Raw genomic sequence first — 25587 nt, 5'->3', positions numbered from 1 at the left:
CGATAGCGGTGGACCAGTCAAAATCTGTTTGGCTGATACACCCCAATCGGGAGCAAGCCCCCTCCCACATTTGATCGCCGTAAAATGGCAGTTTTATGCAGGCTGATCCAGCGTCAGTTCAACCCCAAGCTGGCGCGACAGGCATGGCCAGCGTTTCCATGCCGCTTCGGTGCTCGGGCTCTTCAGGGTCTCGCGGTACGCCTCGACCGACTCCAGCGCAAAACTGTCTTCGTTGAGCATTTCATCCACTGCGTGGTGTACGGCTTCATCCAATTGGTTGGCGAATGTTTCGCCGATCAATTGATGGGCAATCACGTTGGCCACGGTGGTATCCGCCGGAATCAACGGCTGGCCGAAATGCTTGATATACAGATCGTTGACCTCCTCCACCAAGCGATGGGCCAGGTAAGCTTCGTCCAGCAGGCCGTCCAGACCTTCGTGGCCGGCCAGGATTGCGGGGGGTTGCAGGAAGAAGTGTTCGGCGATTTTCAGCACCGGCTTGATCTGGCTTTCAATTCCGGCCTCGCGGGCCACGTCATTGGCAGCGTCCAGCAAATCGGGAACCAGGTCGATGTAAGCGGTGACAAAGCGCGTCATAACGATGTTGCGATCACCGTCAGCCAGGGAAATGGCCGAGTGCAGGTGCGGCAATTGTTGTCCCAACTGAGTGGCAAGTTGGCCGGTGCTGGCTTCGTGTTGATGGGCACGGGAAATCTGCTCGCGCAATGCGGCGGTGTTCATGAAGGCTCCAGTGAAACAGGCGTAGGAAAAGGGAGAGGATAAGGTAGTTCGTTTATACGAGCGCCTAAGACGCATTTGTCATAATTATTTCATGGTTATAGGCAGGCGTTATATCGAAATGCCATCGTTCGTCGGATAAACGATTCCGCCGCCCATTTTACGGGGTCCGTCTGTCTGTTTCTATTCATTTGCCCCCACACATTGCGGGGTTGCTAGGGCTGTCTATACTCGGTTTTGTACGCAATTAGCTGATGACGCCCAACTGCATGGCGCAGGCAAGGCTTGGCGGTTGTAAGCAGTATGGAAGCCGCTCCCTTGGCCGCAGGTGCAAACCGGCGGGATAACAAGAAACATAAAGGGGAACCCGCAATGACGCGACATCCACACGTATGGATGGGCCTCCTGTTGTGGTCGGTATTCGGCCAGGCGCACGCCGCCTGGACAACGAATATGGCGCCAGGGGCTACTGAAGTCAGTCACGCCGTGTTTGACCTGCACATGACCATTTTCTGGATCTGTGTGGTGATCGGCATCGTCGTGTTTGGCGCGATGTTCTGGTCGATGATTTTGCACCGGCGATCCACGGGCCAGGTCGCGGCCAAGTTTCACGAGAGCACCACGGTGGAAATTCTCTGGACGGTCGTGCCCCTGCTGATCCTGGTGGCCATGGCGATTCCGGCGACCAAGACCCTGATCAACATCTACGACAGCAGTGAGTCGGATATCGATATCCAGGTCACCGGCTACCAGTGGAAGTGGCACTACAAATACCTGGGCCAGGATGTGGAGTTCTTCAGCAACCTGGCCACGCCCGCCGAGCAGATTCATAACCAGGCCACCAAGGGCGAACATTACCTGTTGGAGGTCGACCAGCCGCTGGTGCTGCCGGTGGGTGCCAAGGTGCGCTTTCTGGTGACCGCCGCCGACGTGATCCACTCCTGGTGGGTGCCGGCCTTTGCGGTCAAGCGCGATGCCATCCCGGGCTTCGTCAACGAGGCTTGGACCCGTGTCGAGAAACCCGGCATCTACCGCGGCCAGTGCGCCGAACTTTGCGGCAAAGACCACGGCTTCATGCCCATCGTGGTCGAGGTCAAGTCCAGGGCCGACTACGACACCTGGCTCGGCGAGCGCAAGGAAGAAGCGGCCAAGCTCAAGGAACTGACCTCCAAAGAGTGGACGCTGGACGAACTGGTGGCCCGTGGCGACAAGGTCTATCACACCACCTGCGTTGCCTGTCACCAGGCTGAGGGCCAAGGTTTGCCGCCGATGTTCCCGGCGCTCAAGGGCTCGAAAATCGCCACCGGCCCCGCCGCCGATCACCTGGGCATCGTCTTCCACGGTAAGCCCGGCACCGCGATGGCAGCCTTCGGCAAACAACTCTCGGAAGTGGATATCGCCGCCGTGGTGACTTACGAGCGTAACGCCTGGGGCAATAACAAAGGCGACATGGTCACGCCCAAAGACGTGCTGGCTTTGAAACAGGCCGAAAGCAAATGACTACTTTCAACGCCAATACCCTGAATCGCCCCGCTCACTCGCTTGCAGGAGAACGGCCATGAGCACTGTGATCGACCACGGTCATGCCGACCATGCCCACGGCCCCGCCAAAGGCTTGATGCGCTGGGTGCTGACCACCAACCACAAAGACATCGGCACGATGTACCTGTGGTTTGCCTTCACCATGTTCCTGCTCGGTGGCTCGTTTGCCATGGTGATCCGCGCCGAGCTGTTTCAGCCAGGCCTGCAGATCGTGCAGCCGGCGTTCTTCAACCAGATGACCACCATGCACGGCCTGATCATGGTGTTCGGCGCGGTGATGCCGGCCTTCGTCGGGCTGGCCAACTGGATGATCCCGCTGATGATCGGCGCGCCGGACATGGCCCTGCCGCGCATGAACAATTTCAGCTTCTGGCTGCTGCCGGCGGCGTTCCTGCTGCTGGTCTCCACCTTGTTCAGCCCCGGTGGCGGGCCGAACTTCGGTTGGACTTTCTATGCGCCGCTTTCCACCACCTATGCGCCGGAAAGCGTGACGTTCTTTATCTTTGCCATCCACCTGATGGGCATCAGTTCGATCATGGGCGCGATCAACGTGGTCGCCACCATCCTCAATCTGCGTGCCCCCGGCATGACCTTGATGAAGATGCCGCTGTTCGTGTGGACCTGGCTGATCACCGCGTTCCTGCTGATCGCGGTGATGCCGGTGCTGGCGGGCTGCGTGACCATGATGCTGATGGATATCCACTTCGGTACCAGCTTCTTCAGCGCGGCCGGTGGCGGTGATCCGGTGCTGTTCCAGCATGTGTTCTGGTTCTTTGGCCATCCCGAGGTGTACATCATGATTCTGCCGGCCTTTGGCGCCGTCAGCTCGATCATCCCGACCTTCTCGCGCAAGCCGCTGTTTGGCTACACCTCGATGGTCTACGCCACGGCGAGCATCGCGTTCCTGTCGTTCATCGTCTGGGCGCACCACATGTTCGTGGTGGGCATTCCGCTGGTGGGTGAGTTGTTCTTCATGTATGCGACCCTGCTGATCGCCGTGCCCACGGGGGTGAAGGTATTCAACTGGGTCAGCACCATGTGGCAGGGCTCGCTGACGTTCGAGACGCCGATGCTGTTTGCGGTGGCCTTCGTGATCCTGTTCACCATTGGCGGCTTCTCCGGGCTGATGCTGGCGATTGCCCCGGCGGACTTCCAGTACCACGACACCTACTTTGTGGTGGCGCACTTCCATTACGTACTGGTGCCCGGCGCGATCTTCGGGATCTTCGCTTCGGCCTACTACTGGCTGCCGAAATGGACTGGCCACATGTACGACGAAACCCTGGGCAAGTTGCATTTCTGGCTATCTTTCGTGGGCATGAACATGGCGTTCTTCCCCATGCACTTTGTAGGGCTGGCGGGTATGCCGCGGCGGGTGCCGGACTACAACCTGCAATTCGCCGACTTCAACATGGTTTCGTCCATTGGTGCCTTTATGTTCGGCGCCACACAGATCTTCTTCCTGTTCATTGTCATCAAGTGCATCCGTGGGGGTACGCCGGCACCGGCCAAGCCCTGGGATGGCGCCGAGGGCCTGGAATGGAGCGTGCCCTCGCCTGCGCCGTATCACACCTTCACCACCCCGCCGGAGGTCAAATGAATACCTCTGTGTGTTGCGAACGCGGTCCATGTGGGAGGGGCGCACCAGCCTTGGGTGGGTGTCATGTCTGACTCCGTGCCGATCAAACGCTTGGTCACCCGCCTGCTGATCCTGGTACTGGCGATGTTCGCCTTCGGCTTCGCGCTGGTGCCGATCTACGACGTGATGTGCAAGGCCTTCGGCATCAACGGCAAGACCGCCGGGCAGTACGAGGGCGAGCAAATGGTCGACCCCTCACGTCAGGTTCGGGTGCAGTTTCTGTCCACCAACGCCATCGACATGGTCTGGGAATTTCATTCCAAGGCCGATGAGATTGTGGTCAACCCGGGGGCGGTCAACGAGATGCTGTTCGTGGCCTACAACCCCACCAATAAGCCGATGACCGCCCAGGCGATCCCGAGTATTTCCCCGGCCGAAGCGGCCATGTATTTCCACAAGACCGAATGCTTTTGCTTCACCCAGCAAGTGCTTCAGCCGGGTGAGCGCATCGAGATGCCGGTGCGTTTTATCGTCGACCGCGCGATGCCCAAGGATGTGAAGCATTTGACCCTGGCGTACACGCTGTTCGATATCACTGCGCGCCAACCGCCCGTGGCCGCGAGGACCGGGGGCTAGCTACTGTTTGCCCCCTCAATCAGGAGAGCGAATACATGTCGACTCATGATACGTACTACGTACCAGCGCAAAGCAAATGGCCGATAATTGCCACGATTGGCCTGCTGGTCACCGTGTACGGCCTGGCGGTGTGGTTCAACGACTTGAAGGCTGCGCGCCCCGAATCCCACGGGCCGTGGATCTTTTTCGTCGGCGGCCTGTTGTTGGCCTACATGCTGTTTGGCTGGTTCGGTGCTGTGATCAAGGAAAGTCGCGACGGGCTGTACAGCGCACAAATGGACCGCTCGTTTCGCTGGGGCATGACCTGGTTCATCTTTTCGGAGGTGATGTTCTTTATCGCGTTCTTCGGTGCGTTGTTTTATGTGCGGCACATGTCGGCGCCATGGCTGGCAGGTGAGGGCTCCAAAGGCGTTGCGCATATGCTGTGGCCGAACTTCGAGTTCGCCTGGCCCTTGCTCAATAACCCTGACCCCAAGCTCTATCCTGCGCCTGAAGGCACCATCAGCCCGTGGGGCCTGCCGTTGGTGAATACCATCCTGCTGGTGAGCTCCAGCGTGACCATCACCATCGCCCACCATGCCCTGCGTAAAGGCCATCGGGGTGCGCTGAAAATCTGGCTGGCGATCACAGTGCTGTTGGGCCTGGCGTTTCTCGGGTTCCAGGCCGAGGAGTACATCCACGCCTATAAAGAACTGGGCCTGACCCTGGGTTCAGGGGTATACGGCGCCACGTTCTTCATGCTGACGGGCTTTCACGGCGCCCACGTAACCATCGGCACCATCATTTTATTCGTGATGCTGATGCGCATCCTGCGTGGGCATTTCAACGCCGAGCACCAGTTCGGCTTCGAGGCGGCCAGTTGGTATTGGCACTTTGTGGACGTGGTGTGGATCGGGTTGTTTTTCTTTGTTTATGTGCTGTGAGGCGGATTACCAAGGCGCATGAGAGACCAGTTGGCCGCTGAAAAAGCCCCAGGCGATCAAGCCCACGGTGATCACGGCCAGTACCACACGCACGGTCAAGGCAGTGACGAGGCGGTTGGAGTTGCCCTCGTCCTTGACCAGGAAGAACAGGCCACTGAACAGGCTCACGACAGTCGCGATCAGCATCAGGGCAATGGCTGCTTTGAGCATGGTCTGGCTCCAGGGCTACAGAGGGAGGGGCGATGAGATCCAGTATAGCCAGTGCCATGCAGCGCTTTCGTCCAGGTATCGCGCCGACGCTGGTGGTGCTGGTGTTGCTGCCGCTCATGGTGAGCCTGGGGTTCTGGCAACTGTCCCGTGGGCATGAAAAACAGCTGCTGGTGGAGCGTTATGCCGAGCGCCGCGCTGCCGAGCCGATCAGCAGTGCGCAGCTCAATGATATGGCCGACCCTGCCTTTCGCCGCGTCCATCTTCGCGGGCAATTGGACGCTGCGCACAGCATATTGCTGGATAACCGTATGCGTGACGGCAAGGCAGGTGTCGAGCTGCTGCAACCCTTTCAGGACCAGGCTAGCGGCCTGTGGCTGTTGCTTAATCGCGGCTGGTTGCCGTGGCCGGACCGGCGCACGCCGCCGGCCTTCTCCACGCCTGAACAGGCATTGAATCTTGACGCCTGGGTGTACGTCGCCCCCGGCGAGACCTTCCAACTGCATGCCGACCCTGCCAGCGCGCAATGGCCACGTTTGCTCACCGCACTGCATCCCGCCGCGCTGTGGGACGAGCTGGGGCGCAGCGGCTTTGCCTACGAACTGCGTGCCGAAGCGGGCCCGGGTACGTACGAAACCACCTGGCCTATCGTTGCCATGGGCCCGGAAAAACACCTGGCCTACGCAGTGCAGTGGTTCGCCATGGCACTGGCACTGCTGGTGCTTTACCTCTACCTCGGATGGCACAACAAAAAGGAGAAGCCCCATGGGAGCGGCCATGAATCCACCCAGCACGTCTGAAACGCCGGACCGGCGCAAAGGGCGCTGGCAGCTGATTTTGATCCTCATGATGGTGATCGGTCCGATGGCGCTGGCCACCTTCATGTACAAGTTGCAGTTCTGGGTGCCGGACAGCCGCAGCTATCACGGTGAACTGATCGGCAACGGCCAGACCCGTGCCGATATCGGCGTGCAGGCCGGCGAAGGTCGGTGGCAACTGTTGGTCACCGCACCCACCGCCTGCGCCGCCGATTGCCAACAACTGGTGTACCTGGCGCGCCAACTGCAAATCAGCCTTGGCCGTGATGCGTCCCGCGCCAACCATGCCCTGGCGGCTGCGCAACCGCTGAGCACCGACTATGAGGCCAAGCTCAAGGCTGAGTACCCGCAACTGCAGCGCTACCCGCTGGATGTGTCGACCTTTGCCAGGAACGCCGCGGCGCCCGGTGAGGCTCAACTGTGGATCGTCGACCCCCACGGCAACCTGGTGCTGCGCTACGACGCCAAGGTCAAGGGCAAGGACTTGCTCAACGACCTGCGCCTGCTGCTGAAACTGTCGAACATCGGATAGGGGCACCGTCATGGCCAAGCCTGGATTTCGCCTCGCGCTGTTTGCCACCTTATTGGCGCTGATCGTCGTGCTGCTCGGTGCCTATACCCGGCTGACCCACGCCGGGCTCGGCTGCCCGGACTGGCCCGGGTGCTACGGCTTTATCGGCGTGCCGCAAAGCGAAGCCCAGTTGGCCCACGCCGAACTGCATTTTCCGGATACGCCGGTAGAGGCCGATAAGGGCTGGGCAGAAATGACCCATCGCTACTTCGCCGGCACCCTGGGTCTGCTGATCGCGCTGCTGGCGGCGCGTGCGTGGAGCCATCGACGCGACCCGGGCCAGCCGGTGAAATTGCCATTGTTTGTATTGGTGGTGGTGTTCGCCCAGGCGGCCTTTGGCATGTGGACGGTGACCTTGAAGCTGTGGCCACAAGTCGTCACCGGGCACCTGTTGGGTGGTTTTGCGACCTTGAGCCTGTTGTTTTTGCTGACCCTGCGTTTATCCGGCGTGCTGCCGGCGCTGATCGTGCCCAGGCGCCTGCAATATTGGGCAACGGCGGGGCTGGTACTGGTAATCGGGCAGATCGCGCTGGGCGGTTGGGTCAGTTCCAACTACGCGGCCGTGGCCTGTGTCGACCTACCGACCTGTCACGGCCAATGGTGGCCGGCGGCGGATTTTGCCAATGGCTTTCACCTGACCCAGCATATCGGCCCCAATTACCTGGGCGGCCAACTTGATAGCGAGGCGCGCACGGCGATCCACCTGACCCATCGCATCGGCGCGGTACTGGTCACCTTGGTGCTATTGGGGTTGGCCTGGCAACTGCGTGCAGTGGGCATGACGCGGTTGGCGGGCTTGCTGCTGATCGCCCTGGCTGCGCAAATCTGCCTGGGTGTGAGCAATGTGGCGTTCGGCCTGCCGCTGCCGGTGGCGGTGGGTCACAACGCGGGTGGAGCGGCCTTGTTGCTGAGCCTGGTGCTGGTCAATTACCACGCCCGCACGAGCCTGGTCCGGGTTCGCGCCCCGCTGACGCTCGGTTGGCGGTTCATCCCGCGCAAACAGGTCTCAGGCCTGATCACCGTTAAAGGAGAGATGCCATGGCGACCCTGATCGGCGCAGGTCACGATCGGGCAATCTGGCGTGACTATCTGGAGCTGACCAAGCCCAAAGTGGTGGTGCTGATGCTGATCACCTCGCTGGTGGGCATGTTCCTGGCCACCCGCGCTGGCGTGCCGTGGACGGTGCTGGTGTTCGGTAACCTGGGCATTGCCCTGTGTGCAGGCGGCGCGGCGGCGGTGAACCATGTGGTTGATCGGCGGATTGATGCGCTGATGGCGCGCACCCATAAGCGGCCACTGGCTGAGGGCCGTGTATCGCCCGCTGCAGCATTGGCCTTTGCGTTGTTGCTGGCGGTGGCGGGCCTGGCGCTGCTGTTGGCGTTCACCAACCCGCTGGCGGCCTGGCTGACATTGGCGTCGCTGCTCGGGTACGCGTTGATCTACACCGGTTTTCTCAAGCGGGCGACGCCGCAAAATATCGTCATCGGTGGCCTGGCCGGCGCAGCGCCGCCGCTGCTGGGTTGGGTGGCCGTCACCGGGCATGTGAGTGCCGAACCCCTGCTGTTGGTGCTGATTATCTTCGCCTGGACCCCGCCGCACTTCTGGGCGCTGGCCATTCACCGCAAAGAGGAATACGCCAAGGCCGACATCCCCATGTTGCCGGTCACCCATGGTGAGCACTACACCAAGGTGCATATCCTGCTATATACCTTCGCCTTGCTGGCGGTGAGCCTGATGCCCTATGTCATCCATATGAGTGGCGTGCTCTACCTGGCCTGTGCCCTGGTTTTGGGCGCACGCTTTCTGCAATGGGCCTGGGTGCTGTACCGTGGCAGCCAGCCGCACGCGGCGATCAACACGTTCAAGTACTCTATCTGGTACTTGTTGCTGCTGTTTATCGCCCTGCTCGTAGACCACTACTTACTGTTGAACCTATGACTCGAACTCAAAAAACCGTCTTCATCCTCGTGGCCCTGGTGGCGTTGATCATGGGCCTGACCGTCAACAAAGTGCTCTCGGGCAAAGGCCAGGGCGACCCGACCGCGCTGATCGACGCCGGCATCATCCTGCTGCCGCAAAGCCGCCAGTTGCCCGCAGTGAGCATGACCAACCAGGACGGCCAGCCGGTGCTGGCCAATGAATTGAAAGGCAAGTGGAGTCTGTTGTTCTTCGGCTACACCTTCTGCCCGGACATCTGCCCGACCACCCTCGCCCAGCTGCGCCAGATCAAGAGCGAGCTGCCTAAAGAGGCTGTGGATAAGTTGCAGGTGATTTTGGTCAGCGTCGATCCGAACCGCGATACTCCGGCCCAGCTCAAGCAGTACCTGGGTTACTTCGACCCGCAATTCCAGGGCCTGACCGGCGCGAATGTTGAGGATGTGCAGAAGGTTTCGAATGCCGTGAGCATCCCCTTCATTCCGGCAGATACCAGCAAGCCGAATTACACCGTGGACCACAGCGGCAACCTGGCGCTGATCGGCCCGGACGGTACCCAGCGTGGGTTTATCCGTGCGCCGTTGAACAACCAGAAGCTGGTAGCGCAGTTGCCAGGCTTGCTCCAACGCAAGTAAAGACAACACAAAACCAAATGTGGGAGGGGGCTTGCTCCCGATAGCGGTGGGTCAGTCAGCTCATGCATCGACTGACACCCTGCTATCGGGAGCAAGCCCCCTCCCACATTTTTGATCTTCAGTGTTTTGGAGATCTAGGCGGGTCAGAACGCCGGCTTGATCGCGCCTTTGTACTTCTCTTCGATGAATTTTTTCACTTCAGGCGTGTGCAAGGCTGCAACCAGCTTCTTCACTGCGTCCGAATCCTTGTTGTCTTCGCGGGTCACCAGGATGTTCACATAAGGCGAGTCGCTGCCTTCGATGACCAGGGCGTCCTTGGATGGATCCAGCTTGGCTTCCAGGGCGTAGTTGGTGTTGATCAGCGCCAGGTCGACCTGGGTCAGCACGCGCGGCAGGGTGGCGGCTTCCAGTTCGCGGAACTTCAGGTTTTTATCGTTGCCGGTGATGTCCTTGATGGTCGACAGGATGTTGGTCGGGTCCTTCAGGGTGATCAGACCGTTCTTGGCCAGCAGCAACAGCGCACGACCGCCGTTGGTGGCGTCGTTAGGGATCACCACGTTGGCGCCGTCAGGCAGGTCGGCCAGTTTCTTGTACTTGCTGGAGTAGGCGCCCAGCGGCTCCAGGTGCACGCCGCCAACGCTCACCAGGTGAGTACCCTTGGCCTTGTTGAACTCATCCAGGTACGGCTGGTGCTGGAAGAAGTTGGCGTCCAGGCGTTTTTCAGCCACCTGCACGTTTGGCTGCACGTAATCGGTGAAAACCTTAACCTGCAAATCCACGCCTTCTTTGGCAAGGGCGGGCTTCACGAATTCGAGGATTTCCGCATGAGGCACCGGCGAGGCAGCGACCTTGATCGTCTCGGCATGGGCGGAAAACGCGGCAACGGCAGCGAAGGCAACCAGTAGTTTTTTCATCCAGCAAGCTCCTTGTTCGGGCATCTGCCGGCTGTGAGCCGGCAATGGCCGTTATTTTCGAGAAAAATGCACCACCAGCCTGTCGCCGACGGTTTGCAGAATTTGCACCAGGATCAACAGCATTACCACGGTGACTACCATCACATCGGTCTGGAAGCGCTGGTAACCAAAACGGATCGCCAGGTCACCCAGGCCACCAGCTCCGACTACACCGGCCATGGCCGTGTAGGAAACCAGTGTAATCGCCGTCACCGTAATCGCCGCAAAAATGCCGGGGCGGGCCTCGGGCAACAAGGCGTTGGTGATGATCTGGCGGGTGCTCGCACCCATAGATTGGGTGGCTTCGATGATGCCGCGGTCGACTTCGCGCAGGGCCGTTTCTACCAGCCGCGCAAAGAATGGCGTAGCACCTACGACCAGCGGCGGGATCGCGCCGGCAACGCCCAGCGATGTACCGGTGATCAGGACGGTGAACGGAATCATCACGATCAACAGAATGATGAACGGCAGCGAGCGCAGAATATTCACGATCAGCGACAGCAGCGCGTACAGGCCTTTTTGTTCGAACAGTTGGCGCGGGCTGGTCAGGAACAGCAGCACACCCAGAGGCAGGCCCAACAGCACGGTGAAGAACAGCGAGCCGAACAGCATGGTCATGGTGTCGCCGGTGGCGAGCCAGATTTCGGACCAGTCGATATTGGCAAAGAAACTCAGGAAAACGTCCATCAGCGCAGGACCTCCATGTGAACGTCGGCGGCGGTGAAGCGCGCAAACGCGGCCTCCATGTCACCGCCGGTGACGGCGAGGGTCAGTTGCCCGTAAGGGATGTCTTTGATGCGGTCGATACGACCGGCCAGGATGCTGTAGTCCACGCCTGTTTCGCGAGCGACGGTACCCAGCAATGGCGCGTAGGTCGCATCGCCCTGGAACGTCAGGCGTACGATGCGGCCCGGCACGTGGGCGAAGTCGTCGCGCTGCTCGCCTTCGTCAACCTGTTCGGCTTCCTGAACGAAACGCTTGGTGGTCGGATGCTTTGGGTGCAGGAACACATCGGCGACCGAACCTTGCTCGACGATCACGCCAGCGTCCATCACTGCAACTTGGTCACACACGCGGCGGATCACATCCATTTCATGGGTGATCAGCACGATGGTCAGGTTCAGTTCGCGGTTGATCTCGGCCAACAGTTGCAGGACTGACGCGGTGGTCTGTGGGTCGAGGGCGCTGGTGGCTTCGTCGCACAGCAGGATCTTTGGCTTGGTCGCCAGGGCGCGGGCAATACCGACGCGCTGTTTCTGACCGCCGGACAACTGCGCCGGGTACTTCCTGGCGTGGTCCGACAGGCCGACGCGAGCAAGCAGCTCAGCCACGCGCTGGTCGATCTCCTTGCGCGACAATTCACCGGCAAGCGTCAGTGGCAGAGCGACGTTGTCGGCCACGGTCTTGGACGCCAGCAGGTTGAAGTGCTGGAAGATCATCCCGACCTGCTGACGGAAGCGGCGTAGGCCGTTGGCATCCAGGGCGGTGACTTCTTCATCGTCGACCGTGATCTGCCCGCCGCTGGGTTCTTCCAGGCGGTTGATCAGGCGCAGCAGTGTGCTTTTACCCGCACCCGAGTGGCCAATCAGGCCAAACACCTGGCCATTGGCGACGCGCAGGCTGGTGGGGTGCAGTGCGGGGATATCCTTACCGGCGACGCGGTAGGTTTTATGGACGTTTTGAAACTCGATCACGTAGCGAACCTTGTGGGGCGCATTGAAAAGGGATCAGCGGTTAGCCGGGCGCGCATTTTAGCCTGTCCATCTAGTGTTTCTTAGCATTTATTTCGTATCCATCCAGCGATTTGGCAATAACGAGACCAAAGGTCATAAAAAAGGAACGGCGCAAAACCCTGTCAGTCACTACTTAAGCAATTCGATCTCCCGGGTGCCGTGCCTGGGGTTTCGCTCAAACGAGCCGGGGACCGCTCTGGCCACTTTGACTAAGGAGTTTTGACTGATGAGTACCAAGAAGCCAGCCACCCCGCCCAAGAGTGAAGTCGCGGGCACTGATACCCTGGACCGAGGCAATACCAACGCCAAATTGCAGGCGTTGGAAGAATTCCGTTCCGATGCCACCGGCCAGGCCCTGCGCACCAACCAGGGCGTGAAGATTTCCGACAACCAGAACAGCCTGAAAGTCGGCGCCCGTGGCCCTTCGCTGCTGGAAGACTTCATCATGCGTGAAAAGATCACGCACTTTGACCATGAGCGTATCCCCGAGCGCATCGTGCATGCCCGTGGTACCGGCGCCCATGGTTATTTCCAGAGCTATGGTGACCATTCGGCACTGACCAAGGCCGGTTTCCTGCGCACGCCCGAGCATAAAACGCCGGTATTCGCGCGTTTTTCCACGGTGCAGGGCCCGCGCGGTTCCGGCGACACCGTGCGCGATGTGCGCGGTTTTGCCGTGAAGTTCTTCACCGACGAAGGCAACTTCGACCTGGTGGGCAACAACATGCCGGTGTTTTTCATTCAGGATGCGATCAAGTTTCCTGACTTTGTACACGCGGTAAAACCTGAGCCGCACAACGAGATACCTACCGGCGGCTCGGCACACGACACCTTCTGGGATTTCGTGTCGTTGCAGCCGGAGTCGGCGCACATGGTGATCTGGGCCATGTCTGACCGGGCGATTCCAAAAAGCCTGCGCGCCATGCAGGGTTTTGGTGTGCACACCTTCCGCTTGATCAATACCGAAGGTAAATCCAGCTTCGTGAAATTTCACTGGCGCCCAAAAGTAGGCACGTGCTCCCTGGTATGGGACGAGGCGCAAAAGCTGGCCGGTAAGGACACGGACTATCACCGCCGTGACCTGTGGGAATCGATTGAGAGCGGCGATTACCCCGAGTGGGAACTGGGTGTGCAGATCGTGGCGGAAGAAGACGAACACAAGTTCGATTTCGACTTGCTCGACCCGACCAAAATTATCCCTGAAGAGCTGGTGCCGATCACACCGCTGGGCAAGATGGTGCTCAACCGTAACCCGGATAACTTCTTCGCTGAAGTCGAGCAGGTCGCGTTTTGCCCTGGCCATATCGTGCCGGGCATCGACTTTACCAACGACCCGCTGCTGCAAGGCCGCTTGTTTTCCTACACGGATACGCAGATCAGTCGGTTGGGCGGCCCCAACTTCCATGAGATTCCGATCAACCGCCCGGTAGTGCCTTTCCATAACGGCCAGCGCGACGCTCAACATCGCACCGTGATCGATAAAGGGCGGGCCTCGTACGAGCCGAACTCGATTGATGGTGGCTGGCCGAAAGAAACGCCTGCCGGTCCTGCCGATGGAGGTTTCGAGTCCTACTACGAGCGCGTCGATGCCAATAAAGTGCGCGAGCGCAGCGAGTCGTTCGGCGACCATTTCTCCCAGGCCACGTTGTTTTACAACAGCATGAGCCACCACGAGAAAGAGCACATCATCGCGGCCTACAGCTTCGAGTTGGGCAAGGTTGAGCGCGAGTTTATCCGGGCGCGTCAAGTCAACGAGATCCTGGCCAACATTGACCTGGAACTGGCCAAACGCTTGGCGCAGAACCTGGGCTTGCCAGCGCCGACCAAGGGCACGGTGCCCGCACGTGAAACATCGCTGAAGGAATCACCGGCATTGAGCCAGGTGAATTTGCTGTCTGGCGATATCAAGACGCGCAAGGTGGCGATTCTGGCGGCTAACGGCGTTGATGGTGCGGCAATTGATGCGCTCAAGGCAGCGCTGGAGGCAGAGGGTGCCCATGCCAAGTTGCTGGGCCCGACTTCGGCGCCTGTGACCACTGCCGATGGCAAGACGCTACCCGTAGACGCTTCGATGGAAGGCATGCCGTCCATTGCCTTCGACGCGGTGTTTATCCCGGGCGGTAAGGACTCGGTGAAGGCGTTGAGCGGCGATGGCGTGGCGTTGCATTACGTACTGGAAGCGTACAAGCACCTCAAGGCGATTGCGGTGGCCAGTGATGTGAAACCGTTGCTGGACTTGCTGAAGCTGGAAGCGGATGCGGGCTTGATCGTGGGCGCTGATGCCAAGGCGTTCAAGGCGTTCTTTGCTGCGATTGCACAGCATCGGGTTTGGGAGCGGGAGCCGAAATCCAAGGCGATTCCGGCTTAAATTATCGGTTGTTTGTTAGATCGTCATCGCAGGCAAGCCAGCTCCCACACGTGAATGTGTTCACCCTTCAAATGTGGGAGCTGGCTTGCCTACGATGCTTTTAGTCCGCCTTGCGCGGAATCAGCACAACCTGCGCCGGAATGTGTTTCAGGATCTGCCGGTGAATCTTCAAGTCATACCCCGAATCAATTCGTTTCACCCGTTTGGTCAGCAATGTGGCCAGCCACGGGTAATCCTGGGTGCGTGGCACCTGGATGCTGACATCGCACTGGTAATTCACCACGTCGGTGGCGATGGCGTCCAACTGATGACGCATGTCTTCGACATCCGCGAGGTTCAGCGCCACGGTAGTGCTCGGCGCTGCGGGGTCGATGACCTTGGCCGCAGGCTTGGCTTCGGCGGCTTTCAACGCGGCTTCTGCCTGATCCAGCTCGGCCTTGCGCGCATGGCTGATAGCGCTGTTGACGCCACCGGTCAGTGCCGGGGCTTTTGGCATCAGCGCGCGGGCCCGGCTCAGTGCGGTGGCGGCGGCGTTGACATCGCCTTTTTGCAGCACGATCTGGCTGCGCTGCAGGTAGGCTTCGGCCAGTTGACGCTGATAGGCCTCAAGTGCGGGATCGTTGGGGGACTGGGCCTGCAACGCCGCAAGTTGGTCTTCGGCGGTTGCCAGTTCGCTGCTGGCCAGGTTTTGCTCCAGCTGCGCGATGGCCACAGCGCGTGCGTCCGGGGCCTCGGGGGCAGCGGGCGGCGTGCTTTGACAGGCACCCAGCAGCAGGGAAAATGCGGCAAGGAGCAGATAACGGGAGGTGAACGGCTTCATTCCTGCGACTCTCTATTTGCGCAAAAAGCGAGCAAGTCTACACCCCTCGACGGGGCAGGACAAAACTCAGCAGAAACAGGGCGGCCGCCGTAACCACAATCGACGGCCCGGCTGGCGTGTCCTTGAACCAGGACAGCGCCAGGCCCCCGCACACTGCGCACATTCCCAACAGGCTGGCGCCGATTGCCATCTGCTCCGGTGAGCGGGCATGACGCTGGGCGGCGGCGGCGGGAATGATCAGCAGCGACGTGATCAACAATACGCCGACTATCTTCATCGCGACAGCGATCACCACGGCGATGAGCAACATCAGGGCCATGCGCAGCCCCGCGACGGGCAAGCCTTCAACCCTGGCGAGTTCTTCATGCACGGTGATCGCCAGCATCGGGCGCCACAGGGCCACCAACAACACCAGTACGCCAGCGCTGCCGCCGAGGATCCAGGCCAGATCAGTCGGGCTGATCGCCAGCAGGTCGCCGAACAGGTAGGCCATCAGGTCGATACGCACTTCATGCATGAAGCTCAATACCACCAGGCCCAGGGACAGGGTGCTTGGCGCGAGGATGCCCAGCAGGGTGTCGGAGGCCAGCGGCTGGCGTTGTTGCAAGGTCACCAGCAGTACCGCCAGCAGCAGGCAGCCCACGGTTACGGCGATGGTCGGGCTCACGTCCAGCAGAAAGCCCATGGCCACGCCCAGCAACGCCGCATGGGACAAGGTGTCACCGAAATAGGCCATGCGCCGCCAGACCACAAACGAGCCCAGCGGGCCCGCCACCAGTGCCAGAGCCAAGCCTGCCAGCAGGGCGTAGAGCAGAAAATCAGCCATGCTTGCAGCTATCTCCATGAACGTGGGGAGTATCGACAACGGCACCATGCAGGTCATGGGCGTGGTCGTGATGATGGTGATAGATCGCCAGGCTCTGGGCGTTTTTGCCGAACAGTTCCACGAACGCCGGGTCGCCACTGACCTGTTCCGGGTGGCCGGAGCAGCACACGTGGCGGTTGAGGCAGACCACCTGGTCGGTGGTGCTCATCACCAGGTGCAGATCATGGGAGACCATCAGCACGCCGCAGCCATGGCGGTCGCGCAGGCGGGTGATCAGGCTGTACAACTCGGCCTGGCCGGCGACGTCGACGCCTTGTACGGGCTCATCGAGCACCAGCAACTCTGGCTCGCGCAACAAGGCGCGGGCCAGCAGCACGCGCTGCATTTCGCCGCCGGAGATGCTTTGTACCGGGCTGTCGATCACCTGCTCGGCGCCGACTTCCTTGAGCGCGGCCTGTGCACGGGCGCGGTCGACACCGGGCACCAGGCGCAGGAAGCGCAATACGGACAGCGGCAGGGTCGGGTCCACGTGCAGTTTTTGCGGCATATAGCCCACGCGCAGTTTGGGCTTGCGCCATACACTGCCGCTGTCGGGCTTGAGCAGGCCAAGCACGGCGCGCACCAAGGTGGTCTTGCCTGCGCCATTGGGGCCGATCAACGTGACGATTTGCCCCGGCTCCACGCTCAGCGCGATGTTTTCCAGCACGTTCTGTCCGGCGAACGTGACGCCGACCTGCTCCAGACGGATCAACGCGTTGCTCATCAAGCCCCCTGGCAGCCCGCGCACAGGCCGACCACTTCAACCGTTTGCCCCTCGACCTTGAAGCCGACGTCGGCAGAGCTTTGGATAATGGCGTCACTGATGCTTTTTTGTTCAAGCTCGATGGCCGCGTGGCACTCGCGACAGATCAGGAACTGGCCCTGATGCGCGTGCTCCGGGTGGTTGCAGCCGACAAACGCGTTGAGCGAGGCGATACGGTGAACCAGGCCATTTTCCAGCAGGAAATCCAGTGCGCGGTACACGGTAGGTGGTGCAGCGCGGCGGCCGTCCTGTTCGCTGAGTACGCCAAGAATGTCGTACGCGCCCAGCGGTTTGTGGCTCTGCCACACCAACTCCAGCACCCGACGACGCAAGGCGGTCAGGCGCAAGCCTTTTTGTGCGCACAGGGTATCGGCCTCTGACAATGCGGTGTGCACGCAGTGAGAGTGGTCGTGGGGACGGCTGGCAAGCGGTGTTTTAGGCATGAGCGGCGACAGATATTTGATAGAGACGTTATTATGTTACCCGTTCCTACGCCATTGAGTGGTCATCGTGTCCCGACTTTTTCCCGTTTTTGTCGTATTTGTCACCAGTTTGTTCGTTGCGGGTGCCGCTCAGGCCGATGTGAAGGTGCTGACCAGCATCAAGCCGTTGCAGCTGATTGCTGCGGCGGTGCAGGACGGTGTGGCGGTTCCGCAGGTATTGCTGCCGCCGGGTGCGTCGCCGCATAACTTCGCATTGCGCCCATCCGACGTACGGCGCGTGCAGTCGGTGGACCTGTTGTATTGGATCGGACCGGACATGGAAACCTTTTTGCCGCGCGTGTTGAAAGGCCGTACGGCAAATACCGTGGCGGTGCAGGACCTGCCAGGGATGAAATTACGTATTTTCGGCGAAGATAGCCATTCCCACGCCGACGATGCCGACGAGCATGACCATGATCATCGACCTGGCAGCGTCGATGCACACTTGTGGCTATCGACAGTCAATGCGCGGGTAATCGCCAACCGGATGGCTGCCGACCTTAGCACGGCCGATCCTGCGAACGCCGAGCGTTACCAGGCGAATGCCAAGGCATTCGATGGCCGTCTGGACGCGCTGGATGCGCGCTTGAAAACGCGTTTGACGGGTGTCGAAGGCAAGCCTTACTTCGTGTTCCACGAAGCCTTCGATTACTTCGAAGAGGCTTACGGCCTTAAGCACGCCGGCGTGTTCAGCGTGGCCGCCGAGGTGCAGCCAGGCGCCCAGCATGTGGCGGCGATGCGTACGCGCTTGCAGGAGGTGGGTAAGACCTGCGTGTTCAGCGAGCCGCCGCTGCGGCCGCGATTGGCCGAGACGCTGGTTGCCGGGTTGCCGGTGAAGTTGGCGGAGCTGGATGCGTTGGGTGGCTATACCCCGGCTACCGCTCAGGGTTATGAGCAGGTCCTGGAGAAGCTAGGTAATGATTTGGCTGGCTGTCTGGAGTCGCTTTAACCATCGCCGCATAACCAATGTGGGAGCGGGCTTGCCCGCGATGGCGGCGTGTCAGTCGACACCGCTATCGCAGGCAAGCCAGCTCCCACATTGTTTTGACCGAGTAGGCCTTTTAGAGCGCGAACGGCAGGTGGACACTGACCTGCTGGCGTTGCGCCAGCCGGTGCTCGAACTCCGCCGGGTCATGAATCAACACATCCTGCCCGGCAAACGACTCCGCCGCGATCAGTCGTGACAACCAGAACCGTACGCACGCCACGCGCAGCATGGTCGGCCATAGCTCGGCTTCCTTCGCAGTAAACGGCCGCAGCCCTGCATAAGCCCCCAGCAGCGCCCGGGCGCGTTGCCCGTCGATCGCGCCATCGGCATCCGAACACCAGTCATTCAAGGCAATCGCCACGTCGTAGAGCATCGGCCCCGAGCAGGCGTTGTAGAAGTCGATCAAGCCCGTAAGGTGTGTGCCTTCGAACATCGCATTGTCGCGAAACAGATCGGCGTGAACGTTGGCCCGTGGCAGGCCGAGGATGTCAGCTTTGTGGGTTTCGATCTCGCTCAATGTGTCCTGCAGCAGGCGCTGCTGTGCGTCGTTGAGGTGTGAAATCAGCTGCGCGCCCTCACTGAGCATCCAGTCCAGCCCGCGGTCGGTCTTGCGCTCCAGCACTTTTTCGCCCTGAGTCGCCAAGTGCAGGTGGCCGAGCAGGTCGCCGACCTGGGCGCAATGTTGGGCGTTGGCGTCCTTGATGTGCTTGCCGGCCAGGCGCGGTTGCAGCAAGGCGGGTTTGCCCTTGAGTTCGCGCAAAGCGATACCGTCGGTGGTACGCAAGGCGTACGGCACCGGCAGGTCGGCGTCGTGGAGCACGTCGAGCAGTTCGATGAAGAACGGCATTTCTGCCACGGGGCCGCGCTCAACCAGGGTCAGGACAAACTCACCCTGCTCCAGGCTGATAAAGAAATTGGTGTTTTCGCTGCCAGCGGCAATCCCCTGGAAATCAAGCAGGCGGCCGAGCCCATAAGGGGCGAGAAAGGTTTCCAGCTCGGGCCGAGCCAGGGGGGTGAACACAGACATGGTTAAAACTGCCGTTACGGGCGCTGGCTTAGCAGCGCCGGTTAAAATTAAGAAATCATTTCCATTCGAAGATCTTCCATGACGGGATCAGCATATCCGGCTGGTCGGAGCGGATGAAGTTCGCATCGGTTCCGTCCGCGCGCACCAGGAAATAAGGTGGAGCGCCCTTCGGGGTAACCTTGATGGCGTACAGGAAGCCGTTCTGGCGATACTCCTGGATAGTCTTGTCGCCTTCCGTGCGAATGGTAACTTCCGGGTCTGCCGAAGGCGCATCGTCTGCCGCCATGGCAGCCATCGGAGCGAGTGCAATCAAACCGGTCAACAGCAGGCGATTGAATGTACGCATGATAACCTTGTCCCTTTGTTTTCATTGGTCCGGCTATTCTAGCGCCTGACCCGCCGAAAAGGTTGATCCTGCTCATGAGCCAAGCGCCCCTCGTCCTGGTGGACGGTTCTTCTTATCTGTACCGCGCCTTCCACGCGCTGCCACCGCTGACCACCTCCAAAGGCCTGCCGACCGGTGCGGTCAAGGGCGTGTTGAACATGCTCAAAAGCCTGCGCAAGCAGTACCCGGACAGCCCGTTCGCGGTGGTGTTCGACGCCAAGGGTGGGACCTTTCGCGATGAGATGTACGCCGAGTACAAGGCCAACCGCCCGAGTATGCCCGATGACATGCGCCTGCAAATCGAGCCGCTCCATCAAAGCGTGATCGCCCTGGGCTTCCCGTTGCTATGCGTCGAAGGCGTCGAGGCTGACGACGTGATCGGCACCCTGGCGCGCAGCAGCGCGGCCGCCAGCCGCCCGGTGGTGATTTCGACCGGCGATAAAGACATGGCACAGCTGGTGGACGGGCACATTACCTTGGTCAACACCATGACCGGTAGCTCGATGGACGTTGAGGGCGTAAAGGAGAAATTCGGCGTCGCTCCCGAGCAGATCATCGACTATCTGGCGTTGATGGGCGATTCGTCCGACAACATCCCAGGCGTCCCGGGTATTGGGCCGAAGACCGCCTCGGGCTTGTTGGTGGGAGTGAATGGCGGCCTCAAAGAGCTTTATGAGCAGCTGGATATTGTGCCGACGCTGCCTATCCGCGGGGCCAAAACCCTGCCAGCCAAGCTTGAAGAGCACAAGGAGATGGCATTCCTGTCCTATCAGTTGGCGACGATCAAGATCGATGTGCCACTGGACGTGGGCCTGGATGACCTGCACCTGATCGAGCCGGATCGCGAAAAGCTGCTGGAGCTGTACACGCTGCTTGAGTTCAAGAGCTGGTACGACGAGATCCAGCGCGATGCCAAGCGTGTGGAGCTCAAGTCGGCGAGCGAGGTTGCACCTGCCGCCGAAACGCCGGTCGAGGCCGTTATATCGGTACCGGTAGAGGCGGTTTACACCACCGTCCTGGACCAGGCCACCTTCGACGTGTGGCTGAAAAAACTCAACGATGCGCCGTTGTTTGCCTTTGATACCGAAACCACCGGCATTGACGCTCAACAGGCGCAATTGGTTGGGGTCTCGTTTGCTGTGCAGCCCCATGAAGCCGCCTACATCCCGCTGACCCATTCCTATATCGGCGCGCCGGATCAATTGGATCGGGACACCGTGCTGCTGGCCTTGAAACCGCTGCTGGAAGACCCGACCAAACTCAAGGTTGGCCAGCACGCCAAGTTCGATATGAACATCCTCGCCAACTGCGCCATCGGTGGCGACCCTGCACAGGGCATCACTGTGCGTGGCATCGCCTTCGACACCATGCTCGAATCCTACGTGCTGAACTCCACGGCGACCCGCCATGACATGGACAGCCTGGCGAAGAAGTACCTGGACCACGACACGGTCAGCTTCCAGGACATTGCCGGCAAAGGCGCCAAGCAGCTGACGTTCGACCAGATTGCCCTTGAACAGGCTGGCCCTTACGCAGCCGAAGATGCCGATGTGACCTTGCGCCTGCATCAGGAGCTGCACGCAAAGCTGGCCGCGATCCCGAGCCTGGCCAGTGTGCTGACGGATATCGAGATGCCATTGGTGCCGGTACTGGCACGCATCGAGCGCCAGGGCGCATTGGTGGACAAGGAGCTGCTGGGCATCCAGAGCATCGAGCTGGGTAACAAGATGGTCGAGCTGGAGCGCCAGGCCTTCGAGATCGCCGGTGAAGAATTCAACCTCGGCTCACCCAAGCAGCTTGGGGCGATTCTCTACGAGAAGCTGGGGATGCCGGTGTTGAAAAAGACCGGCAAGGGGCAGGCTTCCACCGCCGAAGAAGTGCTGGCCAAACTGGCCGAAGATGATTTTCCGTTGCCCAAGGTGCTGATGCAGTACCGCAGCATGAGCAAGCTCAAAAGTACCTACACCGACCGCCTTCCGGAGCAGATCAACCCTCGCACCGGGCGCATTCATACGTCTTACCATCAGGCGGTAGCGGCAACCGGGCGCTTGTCCTCCAGCGACCCGAACCTGCAGAACATCCCGGTGCGCACCGCCGAAGGGCGGCGGATTCGCCAGGCGTTTGTCGCGCCCAAGGGCTACAAGCTGCTGGCGGCGGACTATTCCCAGATCGAGCTGCGGATCATGGCGCACCTGTCCAAGGACGAAGGGCTGATGAACGCCTTCCGAAACGATCTGGACGTGCACACCGCCACGGCTGCCGAGGTATTCAAGGTTGAGCTGGCTGAAGTCACGTCCAACCAGCGCCGCAGTGCCAAAGCAATCAACTTCGGCCTGATCTACGGCATGGGAGCCCAGAAGCTTGGCAAGGACATCGGCGTCGATACCAAGACCGCCAAGGCTTACATCGATGTGTACTTCGCCCGCTATCCAGGTGTTCGCGAATACATGGAGCGCACGCGTGCCCAGGCAGCGGACCAAGGCTATGTGGAAACCTTCTTCGGGCGGCGCCTGTACTTGCCGGATATCAACTCCAACAAACCTCAGGAGCGCGCTGCGGCAGAGCGCACAGCCATTAACGCGCCCATGCAGGGCACGGCGGCGGACATCATCAAGAAAGCCATGGTGCAGGTGGATAACTGGCTGACCGAGTCGGGCCTGGATGCCAAGGTAATCCTGCAAGTGCACGACGAATTGGTGCTGGAGGTACGTGAGGACCTGGTCCCACAAGTCAGCGAGAAGATTCGCGAACATATGAGTGCTGCAGCCCAGCTGGACGTACCGTTGGTGGTGGATGTGGGCGTGGGCGATAACTGGGACCAAGCGCACTGATTGCAGAGCTGCGCCAACACCGAGGGTGCTGGCGCAGTGCTTTAGAGCGCAAATCGCCGTCAGTTATTTCCAATAGTTTTTTGGAGCTGCCGGAACTTAACCTGTGAACTGCCACTCAGAGTTACTGAATGGGTGGTGAAGCCCTTCAATGCTCCTATGTTGTGTTAAGTGTTGGCAGATATCTGGACCCCGCCCTAGCGGTCCGGAACTTGGACCCCGAACTTCCCTCCCCATACGAAGTCCGGGGTTTTTTTTGCCCGCAGAAAAGTTACTCGGTAGCTTCTGCGCCTTTGTCCGCCAATTCCATCCAGCCGGCCAGCACCGTGTAAGCCTCTTCCAGGCCCATGCGCTTCGGCGCCGAGAACAGCTGGATAGTGATCGTATCGCCCCAGCCTTTACGGATGTCGGACTGCACTTTGAGCAGCGTGTTCTTGGCTGCGCCGTAGGTGAGCTTGTCGGCCTTGGTCAGCAGGATGTGCATCGGCATGCCGCTGGCGACGGCCCAGTCGAGCATCAGCAGGTCGAAGTCAGTCATCGGATGGCGGATGTCCATCATCAGAATCAGACCCTTCAAACTCTCCCGGCCACCCAGGTAAGCCTCAAGGTGACGCTGCCAGTGCAGCTTCAGCGGGATAGGTACTTTTGCATAACCGTAGCCCGGCAGGTCGACCAGACGCCGATCATCGTCTAGCTTGAAGAAATTGAGCAGTTGCGTGCGACCCGGGGTTTTCGAGGTGCGCGCCAGGCTGGCGTGGGTCAGGGTGTTCAGTGCGCTGGATTTGCCAGCGTTGGAGCGGCCGGCAAAGGCGACTTCAAAGCCCTCGTCATCGGGGCATTGGTCCACTTTGGCGGCGCTGAGCATGAACGTGGACTGTTGGCACAGGCCGAGGATGGGATTCTTGAGTTGCATGAGATTTCCGATGTGGGCGGTGCCGAAAAAGGGTGCGGCAAGCGGTGTCGTTTCCGTTTCAGTAGCGCCAGTATATAATGCCGCAGATTTTGTGTGTGCTTTGTCCCAGCGAAGGATGAAGTTCACGGGAGCGAAAGACCTTTATTGCGCATTAGAACGCAAAACGCTCTCAAACCCTGAAAAGGTCGATGTATGGCCTCAATGGTTGCCGCTTTTGGTGTCCTGAACCCGCTTTACGGCGCTCAGGCTACACAGGATCCACAAGCGCTGTACAACCGAGTTTGCGTGGTCATGCTGATGCAGCGCGTGACCCAGGGTTTCAAGGCAATGCCGCCGCGTGGTTTGTGCATGGACTGCAGTACTGAGGATTACCAGGCCGTCATTGAGTTGGCGGTGAGTAAACCCGGTAGATAACTCTTAAACCCTTAGCCGTAGTTGGATTAGCTGATGAACAAACTGATCGTGAGTCTGCTGTTGACCTTGGGCATCACAGGCGCTGCCGTCGCTGCAGAGGGCCCCGTCAAAGGTGATGCCACTGCCGGTCAAGCGAAAGCCGCCGTATGTGGTGCCTGCCACGGGCCGGATGGCAACAGCCCGGCGCCGAACTTCCCCAAACTGGCCGGCCAGGGTGAACGTTACCTGAGCAAGCAGATGCACGACATCAAGGACGGCAAGCGCACAGTGCTGGAAATGACCGGCATGTTGACCAATCTCAACGATCAGGACCTGGCGGACCTCGCGGCGTATTTTGCCAGCCAGAAAGGCAGTGTTGGAGCTGCTGATCCTAAATTGGTCGCTCGCGGAGAAAAGCTGTTCCGTGGCGGTGACCTGGAAAAAGGCTTGCCTGCCTGCACCGGTTGCCACTCGCCAAATGGCGCAGGCAACGCCGCCGCTGGCTTCCCGCACCTGAGCGGCCAGCACGCCACCTACATCGCCAAGCAGTTGACTGACTTCCGTAAAGAAGAAGCCGGCCGGGCCAATGATGGTGATGCAATGACCATGCGCACCATCGCTCGCAAGCTGAGCGACGAAGACATCGCAGCCCTCTCCAGTTATATCCAGGGCCTGCACTGAGCGGGTTCGACGTTAACGCTCGATTAATCCCGCGATGCAAGCATAAAAGGGTGGCTCAGGCCGCCCTTTTTTGTGGCCGCTGCCGTTACACTAACGAACTCATGCCCGCGTAGACCTGTCACAACAAAGGTCGCGTGAGGCGACTTTATTTGTCCAGGAGTAAAGCATGCGTAATCTGATCCTCAGCGCCGCTCTCGTCACTGCCAGCCTCTTCGGCATGACCGCGCAAGCAGCCGATGTGCCGCTTGAAGCCGGTAAAACCTATGTTGAATTGGCTAACCCTGTACCGGTGTCGGTACCCGGCAAAATCGAAGTGGTGGAGCTGTTCTGGTATGGCTGCCCGCATTGCTACGCTTTTGAGCCGACCATTAATCCATGGGCCGAAAAGCTGCCCAAGGACGTTAACTTCCGTCGCCTTCCCGCCATGTTTGGTGGCCCATGGGATGCCCACGGCCAACTGTTCCTGACGCTCGAAGCCATGGGCGTGGAACACAAAGTTCACAACGCCGTCTTCGAAGCGATCCAGAAACAGGGCAAGCGCCTGACCAAGCCGGACGAAATGGCTGACTTCGTCGCCACCCAGGGCGTGGACAAGGACAAGTTCATGGCCACTTTCAATTCCTTCGCCATCCAGGGCCAGATCAAGCAGGCCAAGGAGCTCGCGCAGAAGTACGGTGTGCAAGGCGTTCCAACCCTGATCGTCAACGGCAAGTATCGTTTCGACCTGGGCACTGCCGGTGGTCCTGAAGCGGTCCTCAATGTTGCCGACCAACTGATCGCTAAAGAACGCGCAGCCAAGTAAGG

General features: G+C 60.0%; 27 protein-coding genes. 15 read left to right on the top strand and 12 right to left on the bottom strand.

Going from position 1 to position 25587, the window contains the following annotated elements; genetic code table 11:
- Nucleotides 1-93: 93 nt before the first annotated feature.
- Nucleotides 94-741, bottom strand: coding sequence for a hypothetical protein (locus tag E4P01_RS02390; RefSeq protein ID WP_032878569.1), 648 nt, complete (start codon nt 739-741; stop codon nt 94-96).
- A 369-nt stretch (nt 742-1110) separates the two neighbouring features.
- Here E4P01_RS02390 and coxB point away from each other — a divergent pair, with 369 nt between their 5' ends.
- The 4 genes from coxB (at nt 1111) to E4P01_RS02370 (ending at nt 5418) form a co-directional block, all read left to right on the top strand.
- On the top strand, nt 1111-2238 hold the full coding sequence (coxB, locus tag E4P01_RS02385) for a cytochrome c oxidase subunit II (protein ID WP_005783424.1): 1128 nt from the start codon (nt 1111-1113) through the stop codon (nt 2236-2238).
- Between the two features lie 58 nt (nt 2239-2296).
- Nucleotides 2297-3880 (top strand): cytochrome c oxidase subunit I, encoded by a 1584-nt coding sequence (ctaD, locus tag E4P01_RS02380; RefSeq protein WP_005783425.1) that lies wholly within the window; start codon nt 2297-2299, stop codon nt 3878-3880.
- A 63-nt stretch (nt 3881-3943) separates the two neighbouring features.
- Nucleotides 3944-4495 (top strand): cytochrome c oxidase assembly protein, encoded by a 552-nt coding sequence (locus E4P01_RS02375; RefSeq protein WP_078822713.1) that lies wholly within the window; start codon nt 3944-3946, stop codon nt 4493-4495.
- A 35-nt stretch (nt 4496-4530) separates the two neighbouring features.
- The gene (locus tag E4P01_RS02370) at nt 4531-5418 is read left to right on the top strand and encodes a cytochrome c oxidase subunit 3 (protein ID WP_005783427.1); all 888 of its coding nucleotides are present in this window, start codon (nt 4531-4533) and stop codon (nt 5416-5418) included.
- 6 nt (nt 5419-5424) lie between these two features.
- On the opposite strand, the gene E4P01_RS02365 is transcribed toward E4P01_RS02370, so the two are convergent.
- Nucleotides 5425-5628, bottom strand: a complete 204-nt coding sequence (locus E4P01_RS02365; protein WP_032878566.1) for a twin transmembrane helix small protein — start codon at nt 5626-5628, stop codon at nt 5425-5427.
- 32 nt (nt 5629-5660) lie between these two features.
- On the opposite strand from E4P01_RS02365, the gene E4P01_RS02360 reads away from it, so the two are divergent.
- The 5 genes from E4P01_RS02360 to E4P01_RS02340 are packed head-to-tail and all read left to right on the top strand — an operon-like array spanning nt 5661 to nt 9584.
- Nucleotides 5661-6425: an SURF1 family protein gene (locus tag E4P01_RS02360; RefSeq protein WP_078822714.1), complete on the top strand. Its 765-nt coding sequence runs from the start codon at nt 5661-5663 to the stop codon at nt 6423-6425.
- Nucleotides 6391-6975 (top strand): hypothetical protein, encoded by a 585-nt coding sequence (locus tag E4P01_RS02355; protein WP_005783430.1) that lies wholly within the window; start codon nt 6391-6393, stop codon nt 6973-6975. Before E4P01_RS02360 ends, E4P01_RS02355 begins: the two co-directional genes overlap by 35 nt.
- A gap of 10 nt (nt 6976-6985) precedes the next feature.
- On the top strand, nt 6986-8065 hold the full coding sequence (locus tag E4P01_RS02350; RefSeq protein ID WP_216090520.1) for a COX15/CtaA family protein: 1080 nt from the start codon (nt 6986-6988) through the stop codon (nt 8063-8065).
- Nucleotides 8053-8952, top strand: coding sequence for a heme o synthase (cyoE, locus tag E4P01_RS02345; protein WP_216090521.1), 900 nt, complete (start codon nt 8053-8055; stop codon nt 8950-8952). The genes E4P01_RS02350 and cyoE overlap by 13 nt, the downstream gene beginning before the upstream one ends.
- Entirely contained in the window at nt 8949-9584 is a 636-nt protein-coding gene (locus E4P01_RS02340; protein WP_005783433.1) for an SCO family protein, read from the top strand. The genes cyoE and E4P01_RS02340 overlap by 4 nt, the downstream gene beginning before the upstream one ends.
- Nucleotides 9585-9727: 143 nt before the next feature.
- Here the strand turns inward: E4P01_RS02340 and E4P01_RS02335 are convergent, their stop codons facing one another.
- The 3 genes from E4P01_RS02335 to E4P01_RS02325 are packed head-to-tail and all read right to left on the bottom strand — an operon-like array spanning nt 9728 to nt 12231.
- Nucleotides 9728-10498: a MetQ/NlpA family ABC transporter substrate-binding protein gene (locus E4P01_RS02335; RefSeq protein WP_032878561.1), complete on the bottom strand. Its 771-nt coding sequence runs from the start codon at nt 10496-10498 to the stop codon at nt 9728-9730.
- A gap of 51 nt (nt 10499-10549) precedes the next feature.
- Nucleotides 10550-11224: a methionine ABC transporter permease gene (locus tag E4P01_RS02330; RefSeq protein ID WP_005783435.1), complete on the bottom strand. Its 675-nt coding sequence runs from the start codon at nt 11222-11224 to the stop codon at nt 10550-10552.
- Nucleotides 11224-12231 (bottom strand): methionine ABC transporter ATP-binding protein, encoded by a 1008-nt coding sequence (locus E4P01_RS02325; protein ID WP_103734077.1) that lies wholly within the window; start codon nt 12229-12231, stop codon nt 11224-11226. The genes E4P01_RS02330 and E4P01_RS02325 overlap by 1 nt, the downstream gene beginning before the upstream one ends.
- 265 nt (nt 12232-12496) lie before the next feature.
- Between E4P01_RS02325 and katE the strand changes: the two genes are divergently transcribed.
- Nucleotides 12497-14638, top strand: coding sequence for a catalase HPII (gene katE, locus E4P01_RS02320; RefSeq protein WP_216090522.1), 2142 nt, complete (start codon nt 12497-12499; stop codon nt 14636-14638).
- 100 nt (nt 14639-14738) lie between these two features.
- On the opposite strand, the gene E4P01_RS02315 is transcribed toward katE, so the two are convergent.
- The 4 genes from E4P01_RS02315 to E4P01_RS02300 are packed head-to-tail and all read right to left on the bottom strand — an operon-like array spanning nt 14739 to nt 17541.
- Nucleotides 14739-15458 carry a PA5502 family lipoprotein gene (locus tag E4P01_RS02315; RefSeq protein ID WP_005783438.1) on the bottom strand — a complete coding sequence of 240 codons (720 nt, stop codon included), beginning with the start codon at nt 15456-15458 and terminating at the stop codon, nt 14739-14741.
- A gap of 37 nt (nt 15459-15495) precedes the next feature.
- Nucleotides 15496-16284, bottom strand: coding sequence for a zinc ABC transporter permease subunit ZnuB (gene znuB / locus E4P01_RS02310; protein WP_032878556.1), 789 nt, complete (start codon nt 16282-16284; stop codon nt 15496-15498).
- Nucleotides 16277-17047 carry a zinc ABC transporter ATP-binding protein ZnuC gene (znuC, locus tag E4P01_RS02305; RefSeq protein ID WP_005783440.1) on the bottom strand — a complete coding sequence of 257 codons (771 nt, stop codon included), beginning with the start codon at nt 17045-17047 and terminating at the stop codon, nt 16277-16279. The genes znuB and znuC overlap by 8 nt, the downstream gene beginning before the upstream one ends.
- Nucleotides 17047-17541 (bottom strand): Fur family transcriptional regulator, encoded by a 495-nt coding sequence (locus E4P01_RS02300; RefSeq protein WP_177327430.1) that lies wholly within the window; start codon nt 17539-17541, stop codon nt 17047-17049. The genes znuC and E4P01_RS02300 overlap by 1 nt, the downstream gene beginning before the upstream one ends.
- Before the next feature lie 46 nt (nt 17542-17587).
- Here E4P01_RS02300 and E4P01_RS02295 point away from each other — a divergent pair, with 46 nt between their 5' ends.
- On the top strand, nt 17588-18517 hold the full coding sequence (locus E4P01_RS02295; protein ID WP_216090523.1) for a zinc ABC transporter substrate-binding protein: 930 nt from the start codon (nt 17588-17590) through the stop codon (nt 18515-18517).
- 112 nt (nt 18518-18629) lie between these two features.
- Here E4P01_RS02295 and E4P01_RS02290 read toward each other — a convergent pair whose 3' ends face one another.
- Complete coding sequence (locus E4P01_RS02290; RefSeq protein ID WP_216090524.1) at nt 18630-19583, bottom strand: homoserine kinase; 954 nt, start codon at nt 19581-19583, stop codon at nt 18630-18632.
- 55 nt (nt 19584-19638) lie between these two features.
- The gene (locus tag E4P01_RS02285) at nt 19639-19929 is read right to left on the bottom strand and encodes a DUF2782 domain-containing protein (protein WP_003187366.1); all 291 of its coding nucleotides are present in this window, start codon (nt 19927-19929) and stop codon (nt 19639-19641) included.
- A 74-nt stretch (nt 19930-20003) separates the two neighbouring features.
- On the opposite strand from E4P01_RS02285, the gene polA reads away from it, so the two are divergent.
- Nucleotides 20004-22799, top strand: a complete 2796-nt coding sequence (gene polA, locus E4P01_RS02280; RefSeq protein ID WP_078822721.1) for a DNA polymerase I — start codon at nt 20004-20006, stop codon at nt 22797-22799.
- 268 nt (nt 22800-23067) lie between these two features.
- Here the strand turns inward: polA and yihA are convergent, their stop codons facing one another.
- Complete coding sequence (gene yihA, locus E4P01_RS02275) at nt 23068-23709, bottom strand: ribosome biogenesis GTP-binding protein YihA/YsxC (protein WP_005783451.1); 642 nt, start codon at nt 23707-23709, stop codon at nt 23068-23070.
- A 192-nt stretch (nt 23710-23901) separates the two neighbouring features.
- Between yihA and E4P01_RS02270 the strand changes: the two genes are divergently transcribed.
- From E4P01_RS02270 to dsbA, 3 genes are all read left to right on the top strand, one after another.
- Nucleotides 23902-24123 (top strand): cytochrome, encoded by a 222-nt coding sequence (locus tag E4P01_RS02270; protein WP_032878550.1) that lies wholly within the window; start codon nt 23902-23904, stop codon nt 24121-24123.
- Between the two features lie 33 nt (nt 24124-24156).
- On the top strand, nt 24157-24783 hold the full coding sequence (locus tag E4P01_RS02265) for a cytochrome c4 (protein ID WP_005783455.1): 627 nt from the start codon (nt 24157-24159) through the stop codon (nt 24781-24783).
- A 166-nt stretch (nt 24784-24949) separates the two neighbouring features.
- Nucleotides 24950-25585 (top strand): thiol:disulfide interchange protein DsbA, encoded by a 636-nt coding sequence (dsbA, locus tag E4P01_RS02260; protein WP_216090525.1) that lies wholly within the window; start codon nt 24950-24952, stop codon nt 25583-25585.
- Nucleotides 25586-25587 lie beyond the last annotated feature (2 nt).

The sequence above is a fragment of the Pseudomonas sp. NCIMB 10586 genome (genome assembly GCF_023127895.1).
In the GTDB taxonomy this organism is placed as follows: domain Bacteria; phylum Pseudomonadota; class Gammaproteobacteria; order Pseudomonadales; family Pseudomonadaceae; genus Aquipseudomonas; species Aquipseudomonas synxantha_A.
The sequence above is the reverse complement of the archived record's forward strand: the minus strand, read 5'-3'. Positions and strand labels throughout refer to the sequence as shown.

Bases quoted from the DNA above. Each gene is read 5' to 3' on its own strand.
- E4P01_RS02390 (WP_032878569.1), bottom strand. From the start codon at position 741: ATGAACACCGCCGCATTGCGCGAGCAGATTTCCCGTGCCCATCAACAC.
- coxB (WP_005783424.1), top strand. From the start codon at position 1,111: ATGACGCGACATCCACACGTATGGATGGGCCTCCTGTTGTGGTCGGTA.
- ctaD (WP_005783425.1), top strand. From the start codon at position 2,297: ATGAGCACTGTGATCGACCACGGTCATGCCGACCATGCCCACGGCCCC.
- E4P01_RS02375 (WP_078822713.1), top strand. From the start codon at position 3,944: ATGTCTGACTCCGTGCCGATCAAACGCTTGGTCACCCGCCTGCTGATC.
- E4P01_RS02370 (WP_005783427.1), top strand. From the start codon at position 4,531: ATGTCGACTCATGATACGTACTACGTACCAGCGCAAAGCAAATGGCCG.
- E4P01_RS02365 (WP_032878566.1), bottom strand. From the start codon at position 5,628: ATGCTCAAAGCAGCCATTGCCCTGATGCTGATCGCGACTGTCGTGAGC.
- E4P01_RS02360 (WP_078822714.1), top strand. From the start codon at position 5,661: ATGAGATCCAGTATAGCCAGTGCCATGCAGCGCTTTCGTCCAGGTATC.
- E4P01_RS02355 (WP_005783430.1), top strand. From the start codon at position 6,391: ATGGGAGCGGCCATGAATCCACCCAGCACGTCTGAAACGCCGGACCGG.
- E4P01_RS02350 (WP_216090520.1), top strand. From the start codon at position 6,986: ATGGCCAAGCCTGGATTTCGCCTCGCGCTGTTTGCCACCTTATTGGCG.
- cyoE (WP_216090521.1), top strand. From the start codon at position 8,053: ATGGCGACCCTGATCGGCGCAGGTCACGATCGGGCAATCTGGCGTGAC.
- E4P01_RS02340 (WP_005783433.1), top strand. From the start codon at position 8,949: ATGACTCGAACTCAAAAAACCGTCTTCATCCTCGTGGCCCTGGTGGCG.
- E4P01_RS02335 (WP_032878561.1), bottom strand. From the start codon at position 10,498: ATGAAAAAACTACTGGTTGCCTTCGCTGCCGTTGCCGCGTTTTCCGCC.
- E4P01_RS02330 (WP_005783435.1), bottom strand. From the start codon at position 11,224: ATGGACGTTTTCCTGAGTTTCTTTGCCAATATCGACTGGTCCGAAATC.
- katE (WP_216090522.1), top strand. From the start codon at position 12,497: ATGAGTACCAAGAAGCCAGCCACCCCGCCCAAGAGTGAAGTCGCGGGC.
- E4P01_RS02315 (WP_005783438.1), bottom strand. From the start codon at position 15,458: ATGAAGCCGTTCACCTCCCGTTATCTGCTCCTTGCCGCATTTTCCCTG.
- znuB (WP_032878556.1), bottom strand. From the start codon at position 16,284: ATGGCTGATTTTCTGCTCTACGCCCTGCTGGCAGGCTTGGCTCTGGCA.
- znuC (WP_005783440.1), bottom strand. From the start codon at position 17,047: ATGAGCAACGCGTTGATCCGTCTGGAGCAGGTCGGCGTCACGTTCGCC.
- E4P01_RS02290 (WP_216090524.1), bottom strand. From the start codon at position 19,583: ATGTCTGTGTTCACCCCCCTGGCTCGGCCCGAGCTGGAAACCTTTCTC.
- E4P01_RS02285 (WP_003187366.1), bottom strand. From the start codon at position 19,929: ATGCGTACATTCAATCGCCTGCTGTTGACCGGTTTGATTGCACTCGCT.
- polA (WP_078822721.1), top strand. From the start codon at position 20,004: ATGAGCCAAGCGCCCCTCGTCCTGGTGGACGGTTCTTCTTATCTGTAC.
- yihA (WP_005783451.1), bottom strand. From the start codon at position 23,709: ATGCAACTCAAGAATCCCATCCTCGGCCTGTGCCAACAGTCCACGTTC.
- E4P01_RS02270 (WP_032878550.1), top strand. From the start codon at position 23,902: ATGGCCTCAATGGTTGCCGCTTTTGGTGTCCTGAACCCGCTTTACGGC.
- E4P01_RS02265 (WP_005783455.1), top strand. From the start codon at position 24,157: ATGAACAAACTGATCGTGAGTCTGCTGTTGACCTTGGGCATCACAGGC.
- dsbA (WP_216090525.1), top strand. From the start codon at position 24,950: ATGCGTAATCTGATCCTCAGCGCCGCTCTCGTCACTGCCAGCCTCTTC.